Origin of the sequence: Helicobacter apodemus (assembly GCF_000765745.2) — a bacterium.
GTDB classification, from domain to species: Bacteria; Campylobacterota; Campylobacteria; order Campylobacterales; family Helicobacteraceae; genus Helicobacter_D; species Helicobacter_D apodemus.
Genome location: NZ_JRPC02000076.1, coordinates 1 through 1,551 on the forward strand (window position 1 = coordinate 1; position 1,551 = coordinate 1,551).

The window sequence follows — 1,551 nt, forward strand, 5'->3', positions numbered from 1 at the left end:
ATTGCTAAAGGTTCCTATGTTCTTAGTGTTATCAAGACTTGTAATAGTTCCAGTGTTAGTAGCATTTGCTAAGGTTCCAGTATTGCTAAGGGTTCCTATGTTCTTAGTGTTTTTAAGGGAAGTTATGGTTCCAGTGTTGGTAGCAGAGGCTAGGGTTCCAGTATTATTAAGGTTTGCTATGCTTCTATAGTTCTTGAGGGAATTTAAGCCTCCAGTGTTATCAAGGGAAGTTATAGTTCCAGCGTTAGTAGTAGAGGCTAGGGTTCCTTTATTAGTAAGGTTTGCTATAGTATTATAGTTAGTAAGGTTATTTAAGCTCCCAGAGTTAGCAAATGCATTGATAATTCCATTGTTACTTACATTTACTAGGGTTCCTTTATTAGTAATGTTTCCAGCTTTTTTAGTATTAGTAAAGTTAGTAAGGGTAGCATTGGCATCATTAACAAATCCATTACTTAAAGTTCCAATGTTTCTAAAGTTTCCAATGCTTCCAGCGTTGCTTACTTGGTTGGTGATAGTTCCAGTATTACTAAAACTTCCTATTTTGCTAGTATTGCTAAGAGAACCTATAATCCCATTGTTTCTTGCAGAGGTTAGGGTCCCAGTATTAGTAAGGTTCCCAATAGTTCTAATATTGGTAAGAGAATTTATAGTTCCAGCATTGGTAACTGAGTTTAAGACTTGAATATTATTAAAATCTGTAATAACATTAGTATTATTAAGGGTATTGATAGTTCCAGTGTTGCTTACCTTTGTTAGAGTTCCAGTATTATTAAGGTTTCCTATAGTTTTAGAGCTCCCAAGGTTAGCTAAGCTTCCAGAGTTAGCAAGGGTAGTGATAGTTCCAGTGTTAGCTACAGTGCTTATCTTTCCAGCATTAGTAATGTTTCCTGCATTTCCATAGTTAGTAAAATTACCAACTGTTGCATTACTTTGGTTATTAAATCCATTACTTAGCTTTCCAGAATTGCTAAAGTTTCCAATGCTTCCTTGATTTTGAACTTGGTTGGTGATGGTTCCACCATTATAGTTAGTAAAGTTTCCTATGTTTTTCGTGTTTCTAATGGTGTTTATAGTTCCAGTGTTGCTTACATTTGTTAGAGTTCCTTGGTTACCAAAGGCTTCTATAAATTTCCTGTTATCAAGGTTAGTTAATATTCCATAACTGGATAAAGATCTTATGCTCCCGTCATTAGTAATTGCTTTTACATTTCCAGATTGTTTGTTTAAAAGATAATCTATGCTTCCACTAGCTTGGTTTTCAAGGTTGCCACTTATGGTTCCAAGATTTCTAATCGTTCCTGCTTTTCCAGCATTAGTAAGGTCAGCTAGAGTTCCACTAGCTTGGTTTTCAAGGTTGCCACTTATGGTTCCAAGATTTCTAATTATTCCTGCTTTTCCAGCATTAGTAAGGTTAGCTAGAGTTCCAGTGTTAGTAGCACTTCCTAAGGTTCCAAGATTCTTAAAGGTGCTTAGATTGCTAGAATTAGCAAAGTTTGTTAAGGTAGCCCCTGTATTATTTACAAATCCACCTTTTAAGTTTCCTTGGTT

Annotated in this window: 1 protein-coding gene; it reads right to left on the bottom strand. The window is 35.3% G+C overall.

The features are described from left to right. Nucleotides 1–1,551: beta strand repeat-containing protein (locus tag LS72_RS11060; protein ID WP_194145618.1), on the bottom strand; the 1,551-nt coding region annotated here is incomplete at both ends.